Source organism: Paenibacillus sp. FSL P4-0176 (assembly GCF_037975265.1).
Lineage (GTDB): Bacteria > Bacillota > Bacilli > Paenibacillales > Paenibacillaceae > Paenibacillus > Paenibacillus amylolyticus.
The window spans coordinates 414,437-433,450 of the sequence record NZ_CP150242.1; the positions used below are offsets into that span (position 1 = coordinate 414,437).

General features: G+C 45.4%; 17 protein-coding genes. 9 read left to right on the forward strand and 8 right to left on the reverse strand.

From position 1 onward, the window contains the following. The first annotated feature begins 60 nt into the window (after positions 1 to 60). From MKY95_RS02000 to MKY95_RS02010, 3 genes are all read left to right on the forward strand, one after another. Complete coding sequence (locus MKY95_RS02000) at positions 61 to 2,127, forward strand: methyl-accepting chemotaxis protein (protein ID WP_036673221.1); 2,067 nt, start codon at positions 61 to 63, stop codon at positions 2,125 to 2,127. A 120-nt stretch (positions 2,128 to 2,247) separates the two neighbouring features. Further along, complete coding sequence (locus MKY95_RS02005) at positions 2,248 to 2,565, forward strand: transposase (protein WP_036673079.1); 318 nt, start codon at positions 2,248 to 2,250, stop codon at positions 2,563 to 2,565. A gap of 11 nt (positions 2,566 to 2,576) precedes the next feature. Then, entirely contained in the window at positions 2,577 to 3,440 is an 864-nt protein-coding gene (locus MKY95_RS02010; RefSeq protein WP_235193907.1) for an IS3 family transposase, read from the forward strand. Between the two features lie 306 nt (positions 3,441 to 3,746). Here the strand turns inward: MKY95_RS02010 and MKY95_RS02015 are convergent, their stop codons facing one another. The 4 genes from MKY95_RS02015 to MKY95_RS02030 form a co-directional block, all read right to left on the reverse strand. After that, positions 3,747 to 4,319, reverse strand: a complete 573-nt coding sequence (locus tag MKY95_RS02015) for a nitroreductase (protein ID WP_036673082.1) — start codon at positions 4,317 to 4,319, stop codon at positions 3,747 to 3,749. 6 nt (positions 4,320 to 4,325) lie between these two features. Beyond that, positions 4,326 to 5,342 (reverse strand): iron-siderophore ABC transporter substrate-binding protein, encoded by a 1,017-nt coding sequence (locus tag MKY95_RS02020; protein WP_235193908.1) that lies wholly within the window; start codon positions 5,340 to 5,342, stop codon positions 4,326 to 4,328. Between the two features lie 87 nt (positions 5,343 to 5,429). Next, the gene (locus MKY95_RS02025; protein WP_051449902.1) at positions 5,430 to 7,013 is read right to left on the reverse strand and encodes an AraC family transcriptional regulator; all 1,584 of its coding nucleotides are present in this window, start codon (positions 7,011 to 7,013) and stop codon (positions 5,430 to 5,432) included. A 63-nt stretch (positions 7,014 to 7,076) separates the two neighbouring features. After that, the gene (locus MKY95_RS02030; RefSeq protein WP_036673084.1) at positions 7,077 to 7,940 is read right to left on the reverse strand and encodes a LysR family transcriptional regulator; all 864 of its coding nucleotides are present in this window, start codon (positions 7,938 to 7,940) and stop codon (positions 7,077 to 7,079) included. Between the two features lie 165 nt (positions 7,941 to 8,105). Between MKY95_RS02030 and MKY95_RS02035 the strand changes: the two genes are divergently transcribed. Continuing rightward, positions 8,106 to 9,158, forward strand: a complete 1,053-nt coding sequence (locus tag MKY95_RS02035; RefSeq protein WP_339196588.1) for an alkene reductase — start codon at positions 8,106 to 8,108, stop codon at positions 9,156 to 9,158. Positions 9,159 to 9,199: 41 nt separating this feature from the next. Here MKY95_RS02035 and MKY95_RS02040 read toward each other — a convergent pair whose 3' ends face one another. Further along, on the reverse strand, positions 9,200 to 10,483 hold the full coding sequence (locus tag MKY95_RS02040) for an MFS transporter (protein ID WP_339196591.1): 1,284 nt from the start codon (positions 10,481 to 10,483) through the stop codon (positions 9,200 to 9,202). A gap of 66 nt (positions 10,484 to 10,549) precedes the next feature. Then, on the reverse strand, positions 10,550 to 11,791 hold the full coding sequence (locus MKY95_RS02045; protein ID WP_339196594.1) for an ATP-grasp domain-containing protein: 1,242 nt from the start codon (positions 11,789 to 11,791) through the stop codon (positions 10,550 to 10,552). Positions 11,792 to 12,008: 217 nt separating this feature from the next. Between MKY95_RS02045 and MKY95_RS02050 the strand changes: the two genes are divergently transcribed. Next, positions 12,009 to 12,572: a hypothetical protein gene (locus MKY95_RS02050; protein WP_036673091.1), complete on the forward strand. Its 564-nt coding sequence runs from the start codon at positions 12,009 to 12,011 to the stop codon at positions 12,570 to 12,572. Further along, positions 12,569 to 12,979, forward strand: coding sequence for a DUF2000 family protein (locus MKY95_RS02055; RefSeq protein ID WP_036673092.1), 411 nt, complete (start codon positions 12,569 to 12,571; stop codon positions 12,977 to 12,979). The genes MKY95_RS02050 and MKY95_RS02055 overlap by 4 nt, the downstream gene beginning before the upstream one ends. Positions 12,980 to 13,100: 121 nt before the next feature. On the opposite strand, the gene MKY95_RS02060 is transcribed toward MKY95_RS02055, so the two are convergent. Continuing rightward, entirely contained in the window at positions 13,101 to 14,315 is a 1,215-nt protein-coding gene (locus MKY95_RS02060; RefSeq protein ID WP_036673093.1) for an MFS transporter, read from the reverse strand. Between the two features lie 281 nt (positions 14,316 to 14,596). On the opposite strand from MKY95_RS02060, the gene MKY95_RS02065 reads away from it, so the two are divergent. Next, complete coding sequence (locus tag MKY95_RS02065) at positions 14,597 to 15,175, forward strand: TetR/AcrR family transcriptional regulator (protein ID WP_036673094.1); 579 nt, start codon at positions 14,597 to 14,599, stop codon at positions 15,173 to 15,175. Positions 15,176 to 15,275: 100 nt separating this feature from the next. Here the strand turns inward: MKY95_RS02065 and MKY95_RS02070 are convergent, their stop codons facing one another. Continuing rightward, positions 15,276 to 16,400: an LLM class flavin-dependent oxidoreductase gene (locus tag MKY95_RS02070; RefSeq protein WP_339196599.1), complete on the reverse strand. Its 1,125-nt coding sequence runs from the start codon at positions 16,398 to 16,400 to the stop codon at positions 15,276 to 15,278. 405 nt (positions 16,401 to 16,805) lie between these two features. On the opposite strand from MKY95_RS02070, the gene MKY95_RS02075 reads away from it, so the two are divergent. Further along, positions 16,806 to 18,059 (forward strand): transcriptional regulator, encoded by a 1,254-nt coding sequence (locus MKY95_RS02075; RefSeq protein WP_339196601.1) that lies wholly within the window; start codon positions 16,806 to 16,808, stop codon positions 18,057 to 18,059. Between the two features lie 205 nt (positions 18,060 to 18,264). Beyond that, positions 18,265 to 18,789, forward strand: coding sequence for a pyruvate kinase (locus MKY95_RS02080; RefSeq protein WP_339196604.1), 525 nt, complete (start codon positions 18,265 to 18,267; stop codon positions 18,787 to 18,789). Positions 18,790 to 19,014: the final 225 nt, after the last annotated feature.

Genomic DNA, 19,014 nt, shown 5'->3' on the forward strand with positions numbered 1-19,014 from the left:
TTCCGATAATGTATGTACATCGTTCAGATGCAGATGGTTCAGGGAAGTGGGGAGAAGGAAATGGGGAAAAGAAAAGGTGTAGGACATGAGCTCAAAAATATGTCGCTTAAAATCAAGCTGCCTTTCATGATCAGTGTATTGGTTGTTTTGGTTCTGCTTGGTGCAACGACCACAAGTTATATGATTTCATCTGATGTTGTGGTCAAGAAAAGCAAGGATGAAATGAATGTGATGGCTGACCGCCTTGGGGAAGGGCTTTGGACAGCTATGCAACTTCAACAACAATTGAGTCATTCGATATCCGTACATAGTACTTTTAAAGAACTCTTAAAGTTGCGTGATACAACTGACATGACGGATGAAGAATTTTTATCGGATGAGAACCCGTATTTCAATAAGGCCAATACGATCTTGACCGACAGTATATCGGAAACGGAAGGAAGTAAGCCAGATCTGTTCGTTTTTGATAAGGAAGGAATCATGGTGGCAGGAACCATGCCAGAAGTCATTGGTCAGTCACGGGGAGATCGGGAATATTTTAAGGAATCTATACAGGGGAAATCCTTCATCAGTGACGCGGTCGTCTCTAAGACTGGCAAGAAGCTCATTATTGTATTCTCGGAGCCTATCACCGATGAAGAGGGGAATAACCTGGGTGTGCTTGCTATGTCGGTGGACAGCAGCTTCTTCCTGGGGCAACTCGGAGACATTAAAATCAATGGTCAAGGCAGAGTTGAAGTACTGAGTCGGAGCGGCATCATTATGTATGATTCACTGGACCCTTCCGTTGTGGGACAAACGCTGGAAGAAGATAAGGACGCGATGGGAATTATCGAGGCTAGAGCCACCGACAAAGTGAAAATCACTTCGATGGATCGAGAAGATACCTACTATCGTATTAATCAGATTCCGGGTGCAGATCTCTCTGTGCTCATTATTGACGATTATGATGATATCAAGCGTCCGATAGAGGATATGCAGCGCCAGATGGTTATCGTGATATTGATCGGGATTGCTCTGGCTATTGGTGTGGGATTACTGATTTCTCGCAGTATTACAAGACCTATCATACGTCTGAGCGGTCTGTTCCAACAGCTTGCTCAAGGCAATCTGACCGTTAAGGCCAATGGCAAGTATAACAGCGAATTCAAGGATCTGGCGGAGAGCTTCAATGGTATGGTGGAGCAGAACAGGAACCTTATTACCGATATGAATAGTTCGATTCATGTCCTTCAGGCCAGCACTCAGGAGTTGGAGGAGACATCCAGACAGACGGCAAGATCCATTGATGAGACATCGGCAACGTCCATGGGGATTGCCAAAGCCATGGAGGCTCAATCGGAAGATACCGAGCAGATTGCAGGCAAATTCAACAGCTTTGGCGATAAAGTGGCTGCCATGAACAGCAGTGCACAGGATGTGAAGGCAAGAGCAGATGAGATCGAAACGGTATTCCACAACGGGAATGAAGTCGTGAATGAACTGATGCGTATCAATGAGGTGAACGAACGGGAAGTGGAGAAAATCTCGGAGATTACCGTCAAACTTCAAACCAGTTCGGGCAGTATTAGTCAGATCACGGAAGCCATCAGCCAGATTGCGAAGCAGACCAATCTGCTTGCATTGAATGCTTCCATTGAAGCATCAAGGGCAGGTGAGCATGGCAGAGGATTTGCGGTTGTGGCCGAAGAGATCCGCAACCTGGCAGAGCAGAGCTCCCGCCAATCCAAGGAAATCTCCAGCATTATCGAGCAGAATCTGGCCGATGTCGCCGAGAACAACCAAAGTGTTGCAGAGATTCATACCATCTCCTCCAGACAGGATGAGCTTGTCTTGCAGACTCGTCAAGCGTTCGATGTGATTCTGGAGAAGGTAACGGTTATCAATCGACAAATTGCCACGATGGCAGGACAGATGCAGGAGATGTTACAGAACAAGGATGACGTACTGGAGTCTGCCCATAGTTTGTCGGCTTCAGGAGAGCAGGTATCCGCTTCGGTTGAAGAGGTAACAGCAACCATGATGGAGCAATCTTCAACAGTACAGCAGTTGGCCAACATGGTTGATACGATCGATCAATTGACGCAAAAGCTGGCCGAATCGGCTGCGCGATTCAAGGTGGAGTAAGGTGCTGTCTCAAAAGGAATTCCGCCTCACTCCAAGCGCTAACGAACCTACTGGAGCTAGAATAAAAAGTGGACACCCGTTAACGGACGGAAGGATAATAAGACTAACGGAGGTGTCCACATGGGAGAACAGCGGCAACGATATAACGAAGAATTCAAGAAACAAACGGTCAAATTCATTCAAGAGCAGACGAAGACACTTGGAGATTTGGCAGAAGAACTCAACATTCCAAAAAGTACGTTGCACCAATGGATGAGTAAGTACCGCGAACTAAAACATGAGCCTGTTGCCAGTGTAGATCGAGTGAAGGAACTGGAAGCAGAGCTTCAAGAGATGCGCCGATTGCTTCAAGAGAAAGAGCACACGCTTGCGGATACACAAGAAGAACTGGCGATTGTAAAAAAAGCAGTGCACATCTTCAGCAAACCAAAGAGCTAAGATTTCAGTTTGTGGAAGACCATCGCTCCGAGTTTTCTTTGGAGAAGATGTGCAGAACCTTTCAAGTATCACGGAGCGGATATTACAAATGGCGAATGGACCGAACCAGCAAGCGGCAGGACCGCAAAGGCGAGGTCATGAAGCGTATTCGCTATCATTTTTACGACCACCAGATGCGGTGTGGAAGTCCTAAAATTACGTATCTGCTCCATTTAGAAGGGTTGCGAATCTCTTCACGTACCGTCAGTATATACATGCGTCAAATGAATCTACGTTCTGTGGTCATGCCCAAATATCGCGTTCAGACTACGGATTCCAAACACAACCATCCCCTTGCACCAAATACGCTGAATCAGCAATTTAAAACGTCCAAACCGAATACGGTATGGGTTACCGACATCACCTACATTCCTTGCCGAGGAGGTCGTCTATATCTCGCCAGCGTTCTGGATTTGTGCACACGTGAAATTGTAGGCTGGCGTCTATATAACCATATGGAAACCAGTTTGGTGATGGGTGCACTGGAGGAAGCTTACAAGGCCAAACGCCCCGCTCCGGGATTACTCCATCACTCGGATCGCGGCTCTCAATACACGTCCAAAGAATACGTGGAGCAACTAAAATCATACGGAATGGAATCAAGCATGAGCCGCCGAGGAAACTGTTATGATAACGCCTGTATTGAGTCATGGCACAGTATTTTAAAGAAGGAACTCATTTACTGCAACCCTCGTTTTAAGACACCGGAAGAGGCTTATACTGCCATCTACCAGTACATTGAGTTCTATTACAACCGCAAGCGAATGCATGGCGCGCTAGGGTATCTTTCCCCTGCTCGTTTTGCGATGCAATTTACGGACAAATCCGCAGCGTAGTGTCTACTTTTTTGACATAGGTCCATACCGCACCTTAAAAGGCGGATCATCAACGCTTGCAAGATTTAAAGAATCTCAGTAACGCTATTTCGTCAAAAAACGTTGTCAAAACCTAGAAAATCGAGTGAATCGACGAAATAACGTCTCTGTGATTCGTTAGATCTCAGATCTGGGCAAACGGGAGCGAATAGCGTGTCTCAGGTTCATTAAAACAAAATAACACGAACAAGGGATGTCCCCTGTCATATTCATGACTTATAGGACATCCCTTTTTTTTATGCTCTCGATCAATGTGCTCTAGTCCATTTAGTGATCAATGAGATGCAACAGTTGAGGGAGAGGTGTGCGAGGCTTGGGCATAGGCTGATCTTCAGCGTTAAAATACCCCATGTGTAGTGTACCTACTATTTTTTCCTCAGATGTCACACCAATGGCTTCACAGAATAGCGGATTTTCGTTGAAAGGGCTTGTCTTCCATACAACGCCGATGTGTTGTCCCCAGGCGAGCAACTGTATGTTCTGGATCAGTGCCGAGGTTGCAGCAAAAGCCTCTTCCCACGCCTTGGAGGGCAGGTTGGCTGTCATAACCACAACCAGATGCACAGGTGTCTGTGCACAATAGGCCGCTCTGATTTGTTGTCCGTACTTTGTTACAAATTCAGGATTGCGTGTACTCAATACAGCGCTTGCGAATGTTTCTCTGCCCTCATTCATAAACAGAATGAAACGCCAAGGTTCCTTTTTGGAGTGAAAAGGAGCCCATATCGCGTCCCCCAGAATCTCATGAATCGTTTCCAAGGGAATGGGTAGGCCATTAAATTCCTGAATCGTACGTCGTTCGATCACGGTCTGCTTAAGACTTGTTTTAGGTTTCATCATGTCCCTCTATAACTCGAAGGAAGCAGCGATCTCATCAATGATTTTGCTAAGACCGATGGGACCGTATCCTGCAAACCACAGGTTGGCATCACCGATATATACATGATCGTTCTGGACTGCATTCAGATTGGACCAGATGGATGTATCCATGATGTTATTAAGCACAACCTTGTTTTCTTCCCCTGGACGCAGAATGATAAACAGTCGATCCGGGTTCAGCTCAGGCAGAATTTCCTCGGAAATTGCCACATTCCATGATCCCTCGAAATCTACACTGTCTACTGAAGCAGGGGTTAATCCCAGAGCACCAAACAGAGTGAAGTTATCATCAGGTTTAATCAACTGAAGCTGTTTATCCTGCACGCGCATGTAGGCCACCGTTTCGTCTTTGGCTTTTACGGCAAGCTCATCATGGGTTTGGGTGACTTTGGTATCATAGGCATCTTTGACCGCTTGGGCTTCTTTTTCTTTGCCAAGAACAGTTGCCGTTTCCATGAATCGCTCCCAGTCTCCTTTTTCTTCATTATCAAAAAGGATCGTTGGAGCAATCTTGGAGAGTTGCTCATAGTTTGCTTCATTTAACGTTTTGGAGGCCAGAATGAGATCCGGCTCAGCCTGGAGCAATGCTTCAAAATTGGGAGACTCGCCGGAACCTACGGCAGTGGTATCTTTCATCTGATCTGCCAGATATTCAGGGAATCCGAGATCGTTATACGTTACCATGGCTGTTGGTTCAATGCCGAGAGCGAGTAACTGGTCAGCAAAGACGTAGAGCATACCCGCAATTTTTTGGGGTTCGGCAGGAATTTCGATATCCCCTTTAATCGTAGAAATGGTGCGTGTATTCTCACTTCCCTGTTCAGCGGTTGATGGCTCTGCCCCACTGGATTCGGGTGAAGGGGAGTTCCCACTGTTCTGGGAAGTCCCACAGCCCGCAAGCATGCTGCATAGAACAAGAACGGTTATAAGGAATCGTCCTGATTTGAAAAAGGTAGAGAAGCGTTGGTTATTAGGTAAAGACACGTTGTACACACCCTTTAATTGATTTTGATTATCATTATCAAAATAATTATAGGTCCATTCCAAATCGTAATCCATGGATATTCCTGTTTAATGCATGGACGTTTGGCTCAGGAACAATTGACTAACCCGATTCAGAAACAGATCATGGGCCAAGGAAGTATAACAGGAGTAGGGGGAGGAATCGCCCAATTCATAGACTTGATTCATACGAACCGCCTCCCATTGCTGCCAAATTGAATTTTGCATAAGCGATGCTACAGTGTGCGCACGCTCGTCTGCTTGGCCACTTGTAAACAGAATGAAGTGTTCAATATCCGACTGAACCAGCTGTTCCAGTGACATTATACGGGAATGGGATACGTGGTGTAGGGCTTGGGGTACGGATAACTGCAAATCATCATAGAGTACCGTCCCCAGATTACGGTTGCCGTAGACCCGGAACTGTCCATCTTCGTATTGCGCCACAGCCACAGGTCGGTCATCGATGGCATGCTGTATACTGGAGATTTTTTGTTTGACCGATAGATCATAACGTTCCAGCCATTCTTCAGCAGCTGTTATTTTGCCTACGGATTGTGCAATGGAGTACATTTGTTTACGCCAATCTCCTGTAAAAGATACGGTACAGGTGGAGGCAATATGCCGAAATAATTCGGCTTTTTTGGGCTCTTCATAATCGGTTCCTTCATACCCAATGATCAGTTCCGGATGTGCGTTCATTAATAGTTCCAGATCAGGCTGATCTCTGCCCACTTGAATCACATTTTTGAATTCATATGAGGTTCTATGGACCGGATTAATCAGTGCCGCATAAGGCTCAATACCAAGGGCAAGCAGATGTCCCGTATAGGGATGGGCAAGTGAAGCGATACGTGTTACGGAGCGATGCTTTTTAATATAAACCATGGGAGACAATCCGGTGGTTGCTTTGAATTTTCGGCTAAAATAGAATTCATCTTCATACCCGACCTGACGGGCTGTTTGTTTGATCGTGTTGTCCGAGGCCAGTAGCAGATCACCGGCTTCCCGGATGCGTACGGCGTTCAAGTATTCAATGGGGCCTTGTCCAATCATTTTTTTGAACAATCTGGAATAACGGTTGACACTCAGTCCAGCCATTTCAGCCAGTTTTTCGCGTGTGAAGTTATCCTGATAATGTGTATTGATATATTTTTGGCTCTGCCTTACCGCTTCCATGGCGGTACCTTCCTGGGATTTTTGCTTCTTTTGCTTCAATAGGACAAGACAAAGTTCCTGAAAGAGGATCTGACGTGCCATTCCAGCCCATGGATCTTCCTTCTGCCCACCTTCATGGATTTGAATGGCGAGAACGGGAGCTGAGGGAACAACAGCGGCAATGAATTCAAGATGTGGATCAATAACTTGTTGCATGTTGCCATCTAGTTCTTCGTTGTAGACATTGTAGGTTAAGGTGACACATTCAAAATCATGCTGTACCTCGGTGGTTGCGATACAGGTGTGAGAAGGCGGGACGGAAAGGACTTGAGGAGCGCATAGGGAGATGACTTTGTCTTCGACTTTGACGGTTAAGATCCCTTTGATCACAATAAGCAGCGTATGATGTGGACGGGATGGAAAGGACACTTGTTCAGCATTGTTGTCGACACGCCGGGCATCAATGAGCCTATATAAAAGATTCATGAGTTTCATCTGATCTTCTCCTGACTGCTGTGAATGTACATACTATACTGCTGCTTATAAAAGTTATCTATATCAAAACGTGATGCACTTCTGATTCAGCAGCTTCATGAATTGATCCAGCGCACTACTGACATACCGATCCTCACCGCGGACAAAGGTTGTCGTGGTATGGGTAAAACGATCTGCCAGATCAAATACGGAGAAATCATCCGGTTTCTTGTGAATAACGTTGCACGGCATAATGGTAAAAGCAATTCCAGACTCCACACAGCTAAGCAGGTTTTCCATCGTACTCACTTCGATGATATTACGTGCGGACAGTCCCTCTTCCTGCAAAAATTCTTCGGTCATTTCACGATAAGGACATCCCTCGGGGAAAACAACCCATGATACTTGGCACAGACTTTCAGGTGGTGTATCCATCTTCTTGGAGATGATATGAACCGTGTCCTGCATCTCATATTCCACCTTCAGACCCTCTTTCACACAAGCCCCGCTGATAAAAGCACCATCAATCTCATCGTCCTGTATTTTCTTGCGCAGTACTTTGGGTGAAGTGGCGTTGACGAGTGAGATGGACACCTTCGGGTAGGTTATCTGATATTCATTCAGAATCTCCATAAAACGGCTGGATGCCGCCGTTTCTACAATGCCGATTTTCAGCGTGCCGGAAGGCTCACCGGGATCGGTCATATCCTGCTTCAGATCATGTAAAAGGTTGTGAATCTGTGTGGCGTACTGGACGAACTGTTCTCCTTTGGAGGTCAGTACAACACCTTTGGGAAATCGGTTGAACAACTGGATTTGATATTCCTGCTCCAGTTTTTTGATGCGCGTAGTGACATTGGATTGCGCGTAATTCAGTTCTTTGGCGGCCTGTGAGATTTTGCCTGAACGCGCCACCGCGAGAACAATATCGATATCGGAAAGTTCCATGCTGTATCCTCCTGAACGTGGGTTAACTTTAATTACTTCCGCAGATGTTGATGTTAGGTATCTCTTTGAGAGATACAACTATATATTTCAATCATTTTACGATATATCGGAGCCGCCGTACAATATCCTTAATGACAAAGAGAGTAGGGATATGACATGGATAACATGAATACACGTTCAACATTATTAAGCCCGGTAACGATTCATCAGTGGCAACTAAGGAACCGAATTGTGATGGCTCCGTTGACCCGGGGATTTGCTGATGATCGGGAGGGGACCGTGACGGATGAGATGGTGGCGTATTATGAGCAGCGTGCGTGGGATGGTGTGGGGCTGATTATTACCGAGGGCATTAACCCGAATCTGGCAGGCAAAGGCACTTATGGCATCCCTGGCTTATATACAGATGAACAGACGATTTCTTGGAAAAGGGTAACGGATGCTGTTCACAGACATGGCGGCACCATTATTGCTCAACTGTGGCATGTTGGCAGGCTGTCCCACTCCGATCTGATCGGAACCACTCCAGTGGCACCTTCCAGCCTTGCGGCAGAGGGAAGAGTGCATAAGCTGCATAAACCGTATCAGGTTCCTCAAGCGATGAGTACACAGGATATAGCGGATACGATTCAGCATTTTCAGACGGCTACCCGCAATGCGGTTCTGGCGGGGTTCGACGGGATCGAGCTGCATGCTGCGCATGGGTATCTGATCGACCAGTTTATCAATGAGAAGACCAACCACAGAACAGACAAATACGGAGGAGACACAGCGGGCAGATTGCGGTTCTTGCGGGATATTATTGTGGCTGTGAAAAAAGAGATCAGTGTAGATCGAATATCGGTACGATTCTCCGAGAAAAAGGATGATGATGCATCCTATGCATGGGCAGATAAAGCTGGAATGATCGATGCATATCTGAACTTGTTCCGCGAGACGGGAATTACAATCTTGCATCCCTCAACAGATCAATATACAAAAGCGTGGGAAGAGGAGCAGTCCTTTCACGAGCGGATTCGAAGTCAGTGGGATGGAATTATCATTGGTGTGGGGGATTTGGATGTTCAAACCGCAGAGCACGCGATTGGTAAGGGAAGCATAGATCTGGCTGCGTTCGGCAGACCGTTTATCGCCAATCCAGATCTGGTACAGAGACTGCATACGGGTCAGCAATTGATTGAGTATGATGCGAATGCACATTTGCCTATTTTGGTGTGAAAATAAAGTGAAAAAAAGGGCAGAATAGGCTGCCCTGAGGTTCAGATACTTTTTGAGTGATCCAGCGGTTTCATTTCGTTTCTTCTTGTTGAGCTTTTTTCGATATACCAGAGAATGATCATAGACAACGCATAGAACAGACTGACAGCCAGAATAATGATCCATACACTTTCCATGTCCATGCTTTTGATGAAAATGCCTGTCAAATATGGGCTAAGTGTATAACCCAGGCAACCTACGAATAACAGCAAGCCATTAAACCGGCCCTGATGTGTATCGGGTACACGCGAAGCAATATACAGATTGATATTGGTCTGCACGAGAATCTCTCCAATGGTCCACAGCACCGTGGATAAGGCGACGATGGAAAAGTGGGGGAAGGTTCCGAGCAGGTTCAAGGCTCCAAATCCGATTCCATAGAAGAGTGCGCCTGTAGCTATGGAGTTTAGGGCAGTAAATTTGCGTGTAGCGGACAGGATCACGGTGGTAAGAATAATGACGCTAATGGCATTGATAGTCATGACAGAGCCGTAATATGCTGCCCCGTTCTCGCCAAACGAGTGATTCATCTGGAGTGGGAGGCTAAATGAGTATTGCATATAGATAAAATAGTTAAGAAATGACACAACGATGAAAAAGGCAACAAGTGGATTTTTCAGCAGTAATCTGAATAACGGCGAAGGCGGTTGGCTCGATCGTTGTTGTTCTTGTTGTCCAGCATGTTCGCTGCTTGTTGATGCCAATTCCTTGCGTGTGCCGATCTTAACCTGGTTGATGATGATAAAGGTAGATATCAGAAACACGGTGCCGATACTTATAAAGACAATGTTGACGTGATCCTTGATGAAAAAACCGGCGATCAGTGGTCCGATGGCTATACCCAGATTGGCCCCCAGATACATGAGGGAAAAGGCGGACTTTCGCTCTTTCTCCTCCGTACACAGTTGAATAATCAGTGCATTATAAGCAGGCCGGGTAATACTGATGAAAAACATGACTGCAATCAGTAGATAACCAACGGTAATGGTGCCTGACCAAAAAGAGCAGCTTATAATCAGGATGGCAGACAACAGTTGCCCGATGACAATAATTGTTTTTTTTCCCATAAGATCGCTTAAATAGCCGCCGAGCAGTACACCGGGTCCGCTAATCAGGGCTGCCATGGACACAAAGATCCCTGCACTGACCACATTCATGCCCATTTGCAACGTAAGCACCAAGGTAATCAGGGAGAATACAAAATCTCCCGTGCTGTTAATCGTTCTGGCTAAACAGAGATAATAGATATCGCGGCTCAGACCCGCGTAGGTTTTGAATAAAGACAATAATTCCAGCCCTCCCCAAGATAACCGTCACTCCAGACCAAAAACGGTGAGGATCATCCGTACATCTTACACAGTTTCAGCAACCGTCACTTCAATCTTGAAACGATCGTACATATCCAGCAGGGTTTGACGCAATTCCTCGAACGAATCACCCTCGACGATAGCATACCCTGATCGGGTCATGGTATCGTTGACGTCCCCGGCCCGCTGCCCCACTTGATAGGATACATTGAACTCAATGATGCCAGGGATATCGGCATAATCTTCTATTCCGGATATGTGTTGAATTACCCCTGCGCGTGAAGGGAAGCAGATCATGCCTGTGAATTTATGGCGCGTCTCCTGTTGCTTAAATTCATATATTCCAACTTCCAGATCAGTGACGGCTTCGAAGAAATCAACGCCATGAGTGTTCTTGATACAAGGAGGCATAACATGTGATCCCCCGATTCTTGCACCAATTTCTCCAAACACTACTTCTCCTTCTGGAGTCAGAAAAAGTTCGGCATGTGTTACGGATTGATTGATACCCAAGGCAGCAATGGCCTGTTCATTGAGTTCTTTGATGTGATGGATAAAATCAGCTTCCGTGCCTTCAGGGAACGTAATACTGGCCGGAGGTTTCTGCTTCGTCGCAATGTCCAGGCAGTTATACAGGTATTGGGAAACAGATGCAAATACAACTTTGCCCTTGGACACAATGGAATCACAATGAAACTCCGTACCGTGGATGAATTCCTCCAGCAAATCCCTTTGCTGTGCTTGTCTTGTATGGTGTAGATAATATACCAGTTCATCCATGCTGGACAATTTGAACGTATTGATACTTCCATATCCGCTGAGTGGCTTCACAATAATCGGAAACCCGTGTACAGCAGTGAAATGAATATAGTCCTGTTCATGTAGAGCAATGGCAATTTCGGATGTCCGAATTCCGCGTTGATGCAGCATTTGTTTCATGATCCATTTGTTGCGAACAGCCTCAGCCTGATTGCGCTGCATACCGGGGATCCCGAACTCGGAACGGAGCTGACCACCGATCTCAATCGCATTCTCACCCGGCGTTAACAGAGCAGAGATGGAATGGGATTCTCGGATCTGCATCATATGCTCCCGGATGGCATCTACGGACTCCAGATGATCGACATATCTAATTTCGTCAAAGAAGTCCCTGAGGACCTCATCATGATGCAAATTATGCCGTTCAATAATCAGAATTTTCTTGTGATCCGCCAATTTCTGCAAAGGTTTAACGAAGTTTAATCCAGTTGGAAGCCTGAAATCAGATATGTATACAATGGTTTTCATACGTTCTCGTATATCCCCTTTCAATAAAATACTAAATATAGTAAAAATTCATTTCATAACATTATAGCTCAATATTTTCCATTTTGAATACACCTTTTGGTTAAAAATATGAACCAAAATACATATTTATGTTGCGTTAAAGTGTTAATTGACAATAGGAAATTTTTGGTATACGATCTTTAGCGGATTAGAAATAAAAAGGAGGAAATAGAAATAAATGGAGATCGTTAAAGAGAAATATGCCATACTGGGAACGCTAGGAGACGATGAAGGATTCCTGACTTGCAGCATGCATATCGCGAAGAAATTAGGCAACTCGGAACGTATCAAGCCATACCCTGAATTTGAAGCGGCTGCGGAAGACTTGAGATCAGGGATCATATCCTGCTTGCTGGTCCCCGGGGCGTATCCCAAGCTCAACAGCTTCATCATGGATTCTGAACTAGCGGTGTCTGAGAGCTTTGTGGAGAAAATTCCTGCGCTGGTTCTATCCGGCTTCCATGCGGTATGTCCCGATCAGATCGATATTATCTATCATCATCCAGCAACCACATACTTGTTATCTGAACTTGATACAACCTATAGAGAGAACAGCACCGTATCGTCCAACCCTGAAGCTTGCAGGAAGGTCATGCACAACACGGAGAAGTCCATTGCGCTCACGAATCAGCTATGCGCTGATCATTACGGGCTTGTGACCTACAAAGTATTGCGCGAGGGAATCAATATGCCATGGGTATGTTTTACACAAAATACACAGAGGGTGAATACAGTCATATGAAAAGAATTGCTATTATACTAGATAAAAATCTGGAACCTGGCGCCGCCGCTAATGTGGCTGCCCTGTTAATGGGACAAGCATCGCTGAATGAGCCGGAGTTATATTCTGATCAACCTGTGCTGGATCATAGCGGCGTTCAGCATGCCGGCATCCGATATAGCACTGTCATTCTGAAGGCCGGGGAGAATCAACTGATCAATCTGGCCAAACTCTGCTCAGACGACAGCGGGGGACTGAGCCATGTTGTTTTTTCACAGACAGGCCAGTCGCTCAACAATGCCTTTGAACAATATGCAGTTGAGATCGCTTCGATGGAATTGGAAGATACCAAAGTGGTAGGTGTCATTGTATGGGGCGAGGATGATCGAGTTAGGGCAGCGACCAAAAAATTCAGTGTCATGAAATAAGGGAAAAGGGCAGAAGCGGATCTTAGAGATCACTCTGCCCTTCTTTATATATGAAAGAATTGTTATAGAGGTTGTTCAAAAGTCCGCTTTTGATTATGAAGGATGCCTGAAGGCATCGCATTTATAGATGATTGCTGATAACGGCAGCTTTCTTTTCCGTAAAGTAATACACCAAAGCGAGCAGCGGCATAATCAGGCCAATCAGCGTTGTGAGACTCCAGCCTCCGTTAGCATAAGACCAGCTTCCAAGGGATGAGCCAATCGCACCGCCGACAAAAAAGATCGACATGAATATGCCATTCACGCGCCCTCTCGCTTCATTTCCTAGCGAATAGATGATGCGTTGACCCAGCACCAGATTTCCCGAGACAGCCATATCCAGTGTGATCGCCACGATCACAAGCAGTATCAGTGCTAACGTGGAGTGACTCTGGAACGCATAAGCAAGACCAAACGAAGCAGCAGCGATCACCATGGCAGCACCTGTCAGAATACGTGTTAGTCCGCGATCAGCCAGTCTCCCGGCAATGGGAGCGGCAATAGCACCACCGACACCAGCCAGTGCGAACCAGGCAATCCCTTGCTGTGACATATCAAAATCGTTAGCGAGCCTGAGCGGAACCGTAGTCCAGAACAAGCTGAAAGCACCAAACAGACTGGCCTGATAGAACGCCCGGCGGCGCAGCAGCGGCATCGTTCTGAACAGTGTGCCCAAGGACACGATTAATTGCCCGTATTTCAAGGTGGGTTCAGGCTGGCGAGCAGGAAGAGCGCGTGATAGGAGCAACATGAGAAGTGTTATGACAATGGCGGAGAATACAAAGACCGTCTGCCATCCGAAGAGGCTGGTGATAAAGCTTGCGACAGGACGAGCCAGCATGATGCCCAGCAGCAGACCACTCATTACATTGCCAACAACCCGTCCGCGCTGTTCCTCGGAAGTAAGATATGTCGCATAGGGCACCAGAATTTGAGCGACCACAGAACCTATACCAATGAACAGAGAGGCAGTCAGAAATACAACAGCAGTGGGCGAGAAAGCCGCAGCAATCAGGGCAACAACCAGTACGATGAGGAAAAGAACGACCAGGCGTCGATTCTCGGTAATGTCACTGAGCGGCACGATAAACAGCAAACCAATGACATAACCAATCTGAGTCAACGTTACGATCAATCCGGCAGCGGCAGAAGACAGACCCGTTGTCATGCTGATCGGACCGATAACGGTCTGAGCGTAATACAGATTTGCCACGATCAATCCACAAGCGGATGCCAGCAAAAAAATAATCCAGGTGGGTACAGGTGCCTTCTTCACTTGTTGTCTCATATCCATCATAATCATCCTCCACAGTTCTAAATTGGTATTCCCAATAAACAGGTGATATTTAAAAACGTTAATTACTAAACGGTGTGTTCACTAATTACAAATATATAATAAACTAAACGTATAGTATTGTAAATAGGCTCTACATATTTTAATGAGAAAGTTAATGAGGATGAAAAGGTGAGCGGAGGATGGAATTGTGTGTATTCATGGCAGTTTAGTATAATGAACGTATCGTTTTTATGAAAAATACTGATGATTAAATATATTTTATACATCCAGGAGGGCTCAAGATGACTGCCAAAAGAGGACGTCCGCGTAACATGGAAACCCAGAATGCCATTCTTACAGCATCGTATGAGTTGTTGTTGGAGCACGGATTCGGGGTGGTTACAATCGAGAAGATTGCTGAACGTGCACAGGTGAGCAAAGCCACTATCTACAAATGGTGGCCGAATAAAGGCGCTGTCATCATGGACGGATATATGTCTGCGGCAACGGCAAGATTGCCAGTGCCAGATACAGGGTCGGTATTGGAGGATATACGCATACATGCGAGTAATCTGGTTCGTTTTTTGACCAGTCGGGAAGGAAAAGTGATTACACAGATTATTGGGGAAGGGCAGTCGGATGCAGGGCTCGCCGAAGAATACCGTACAAGATACATCCAACCACGTCGGCGTGAAGCTTGGGGGATTCTGGAGAAGGGTGTGGTGCGCGGCGAATTGAAGGCAGGGGTGGACATTGGACTGTACATTGATCTGATCTATGGGCCGGTGTTCTATCGTATGTTAGTGACGGGGGAAGCGATGGATGATGCGTTTGTAGATCTGATGCTTCGTTCATTGTTGGAAGGCATTCAGTCCAAGTAGATATAGGGATAGTCGCGATACAAGTGGGAGGAAGAGGGAAGAGGGCGATTCGTAGGAATCACCCTGGAAGGAGCCCATGTATATTGTACGTGGGAGATTGTTAGACCTGGAATATAGGTGAGATGGCTGTGGGCCATGAATTTGTAACATTAGAGGAAAGGAAGGATGAGTGCTGGGTTAACACCGGGGGTTCATTCCATACCGAACTGGGCAGTTCGCGGCGTAATACAGGGGCAACTTCCTTGGCAAAACGCTCCACTTGCTCCAGTTGCTCGCTATGCGTCAGTCCATCTACGCTGATACTCAGCACCTGATGTCCGTAAGCGGCATGATAGTCCAGAATTTTCCCAATGATCTGCTCCGGACTGCCGATTAACACAGGGCCTCGTGCAATGTTATCCTCCAGATCGGTGAAGGGGGACTGGTTATGCTGTGCGGCGGCAGTGGCATGGAACGCTTCATAATATGGCTTATAACGGCGAATGGCTTCTTCGCCCGTATCCGCAAGATAGAGGCTGCCGGCACCAGAGCCAATCACTGCTTGCTGCGGATCATGACCATAATAATCGAGGCGTTCCCGATAATGATCAATCAACGCTTTGTATTTGGCTTGCGGGTGAAAAGAGTTCGACGTGAAGAGCGGCTCGCCATATTTGGCAGCGAGTTCCGTCGAGACCGTGCTGGACGCGCTACCATGCCAGATTGGGATGGATTGCTGAAGCGGCCTGGGCCACGTGGTCACTCCATCAAGCGGAGGGCGATACGTTCCCTGCCAGGTTACATTCTCTTCAGACCACAGCCGTCTTAGCAGATGGTAGCGTTCATCGAGTGAGTCCCATTGTTCCTCTTCGCTTATGCCAAACAGCGGATAGTGCCGAGGGTCATTGCCTTTCCCGATGATCATCTCCAGCCGTCCGTCCGATAATTGATCCAACGTGGCATAATCCTCGGCAACCCGGACTGGATCAAGTATACTAAGAACAGTAACGGTGGTTAGTAACCGAATGCGTGTGGTTGCTGCGGCTATTGCCGTTAATACGACAGGTGGCGAGGAAGATAGAAACGGCGCACCGTGTCGTTCACCGATTCCATAGGCATCGAAACCCAGTCGTTCAGCCAGCTTTGCTTGCTCTAATATATTATGGAATTTCTGCTGAGTTGTCAGAGCTTCCCCGGTTACGGCATTAGGCAGATTCATCATGAGACTAAACAAGGCAAATTTCATCTGACCTTCTCCTCGAACTGAATTGATAGTATCTGTGTCGTATAATCCTATTGAAATAGTAGGATATGTAAGTTGGATTAAATGTATCACGTTCTCACGGATTCTTCTAATGGATTTTTTCTATAAGCAGGAACAGCGAGGCCTCCTTGCATAAATGTGAAGGGAATTGCCACGATTTTTATTGACCGCTGTAAAATTTAGGATTAAAATTGTGCTTATCATATAAATTCAAAATTATGGATTTTCATTGTGGAGGTGGGATACATGGAACCTACAACTACGATACGCTCATATATTGAGGACTACATCAGGAAACAGGGGTACACCCTGCAGTATTTTGCCGATATATCGGGAGTTAACGCTGGAACGCTTAGCGCAATTATTAAGGGGACTCGGCCCATCGCTATGGCGCAACTGGATCTGATTACCCAAGGCATGAAGCTGGAAGAGGGGTATTTCTACGAGATTTATGGGGCTGAATGTTTCGTGGAATCGGCACCTCATTGGAGGAGACTGGAACCATTCCTGCAACGCTGTGCTGAATTGGACAAGCTGGAATGTATTCATAAGGTTATCCAGGAAGTGACGGATGACCGCTCGTATATCTCGGAATTGTTCGAGATGGCGGAAGGCATGCTTGAACGTGGACAGACGAAGGCTGCACGGATGTTGTACGAATGTGTGGCGGAGTGTGAGAAATATCAACACTCGGAACGTCTGGCTCTGTGCCAGTATCGTATCTTCACGTTATCTCTTGGCCAGGACCAGCATGATAACCTGCGGGCCGCTGTGCATTTTGAGCCATATATTAATCGGCTGGATGAGGAGAGGCAGCTGGATGCGATAAGGGAGTTGGCTAATACATATGGTGGGATATGTCACTGGGATAAAGTGTTCCAGTTAGCTGAAGAACTGTTGCAACGGGTCAAATTTTTGGAACAATACAAAAATAAAAAAAAGGGATTGGAGTTTATTAGAGCCTCCAAACACCCGTTATTTACTTATAAATACTATGCTTACTTATTAATTGCAACAGTATGGGGAGAACGTAAAGAGTATGAAAGGGCACTAGAGTATACTTCGTTCTATTCAAATATTATTATTGAAGACCCTACTTCAGAGGATCAAGAATTTGTTGAAAGATACAAAGATTGGGCTGAAGTTAATACTTATCTGTACAAATTGATGATGGGTAATTATGATTCACTAAATTCCTATTTAGATTTTATTGAAGAGAATGAAAATGAAACCCTTCTTGGTCTGGTTAAGGTTATGGAAGCGGCTAATTTATATAATTTGAATGTTGACCACGCCCTAAGAAGATTCGACCTATATATTCATATGTTATATGACGATCGTAAATATGAGAGTAGTTATAATGATCAAATAAAGGATGATAGATATACTAAATTTTGGGCTGAATTAGCATTCTATCAGTTATCCAAAGAAAGATTTCATGAAGGATTTAGGAACCTACTTACCTGTCTGAAATCTGCCCATAAGATCAAAGATGACTCTACCATAATTTATTGTGTGGGTTTATTTGAAGAATACAGAGTTCAGGCTTCTGATTCAGTAGAGTTCCAATATACAAGTCTTATCAAGGAGGTTTACGGTCGATATGATAAAAAAAGCAAAATTAGTATTAACACTGTTTAGTTCGTTCATCATGTTCTCTAGTTTAACTGGCGGTATAAACTCTATTATAAATGCAGTTTTTAATCACGGTTTGGGAGGATACTAGAACTTAATCAGTCAGTTAATTAAGGTCCCACACTAACATGCGTCTTATTTCCGGATCTGGAGATGGGACGCTTATTTGTAATGTCCATTAAATCATTCATAACGAAAAGAGGATTTATCATTGCATATTGATATTCAGAAGCTTTACGACAAATATATGACGTTGAACATCCCTAATCCATTCACTTTAGAGCAAATTCATGATCGACTAACCAAGAAATACTACGCTGAGAAGGTGGATTTAGAAGAGTTTTCCGACTTACGCAACGACCCTCATGCGGGATTTGATCAGGCGGTTGCAGCTTATGTATTTAAGGATGAGAGGGGAACCAAGCAATTAATTAGCCTGAACAAGGATGAAGATATCCATGAGCCACTGGAATTTGCATGGATAATCAGATCCACTGTGCGAGGATTTTCTCTTCTATTAACTCTTGAGATCGATGTATTTTATGGGATGGAAGAGAGTGAGATAACTCTTGGCAATCAATGTTTTGAGGAATATCTGATCCTACTCTATTTAACAGGTTACATTGAGTTTGAGAATGACTCCTTCATTAATCCATTACGTGTTCGTTATCGAGAGGGCTACAGACTTCGTTATTTTGGTATGCAGAACGGTGATGAAAATTACCTATACAAATAGATTACTTTTCGATAAATTTATTAACTTCTCGTGAGAGAAAGGTGCGAGAGATACTTAGGGTAAAATGGATAATATGTCCATAACGCACTTTAACGGTAAAGGATTCGCGTATTCTCGAATACGATATGTAGACATGTTATAATTTTCTTTGCCCACATCTTGTAGAAAAGAAGAGACGTCAACTCTCTATGCAAATTGCTTGATGTTGAAAGTATCTCTATGTAA